Annotated in this window: 2 protein-coding genes; both read right to left on the bottom strand. The window is 39.2% G+C overall.

What is annotated here, in order from left to right; translation table 11 throughout:
- The coding region (locus B4K11_RS00525; protein ID WP_292959183.1) for a redoxin family protein at positions 1 to 255 on the bottom strand (255 nt) is incomplete at its 3' end.
- Between the two features lie 121 nt (positions 256 to 376).
- The coding region (locus B4K11_RS00520) for an EAL domain-containing protein (RefSeq protein ID WP_292959182.1) at positions 377 to 641 on the bottom strand (265 nt) is incomplete at its 5' end.

Genomic DNA, 641 nt, shown 5'->3' with positions numbered 1-641 from the left:
ATTCATCACAAACGTATCATTAACCGATAAGCAGATAATATCGTCCACACCATTTTGAGCAAAAACCGGCGCTAACTCATTGTAGCGAGGCAGATGTGTACTTGAACAGGTTGGCGTAAAAGCACCCGGTAGAGCAAAAACAATGACAGTTTTGCCTTTAAAAAGTTGTTCCGTTGTTACATCAACCCAATCATTTCCTTGGCGAGTATGAAAAGTAATGTTAGGGATTTTCTGGCCTTCGCTGTTCTGTAGCATAACTAAATTCCTCTCATTGATTGCGTAAAGGTGATTTGCAATGTGTTGAGATAAATATAGGCGAAAGTTATAAATAAAAGAAATTAAATAAAACAAGGGACTCGATAAATAAAAACTATAGCTATTTATTCATCAACAATTCGGGAATCCGCTTAGAGCGCTGAAACTCTAAAAACTGATCAAAAGGAAGGGGACGGCTGATATGATAACCTTGCACAAAGTCACAACCAAACTGATTGAGTAGTGCCAACTGCTCTGCGGTTTCAACACCCTCAGCTACCACTTTGATGCCCAGAGCTTGTCCCATCTTGATTATCACCTCAACCAATGTTCGGTCCTGATCATCTTCCAATATATCAGTCACAAAACTACGGTCGATTTTTAAA

The organism is Neptuniibacter sp. UBA6509, assembly GCA_002435145.1.
Classification (GTDB): domain Bacteria; phylum Pseudomonadota; class Gammaproteobacteria; order Pseudomonadales; family Balneatricaceae; genus Neptuniibacter.
The sequence above is the reverse complement of the archived record's forward strand: the minus strand, read 5'-3'. Positions and strand labels throughout refer to the sequence as shown.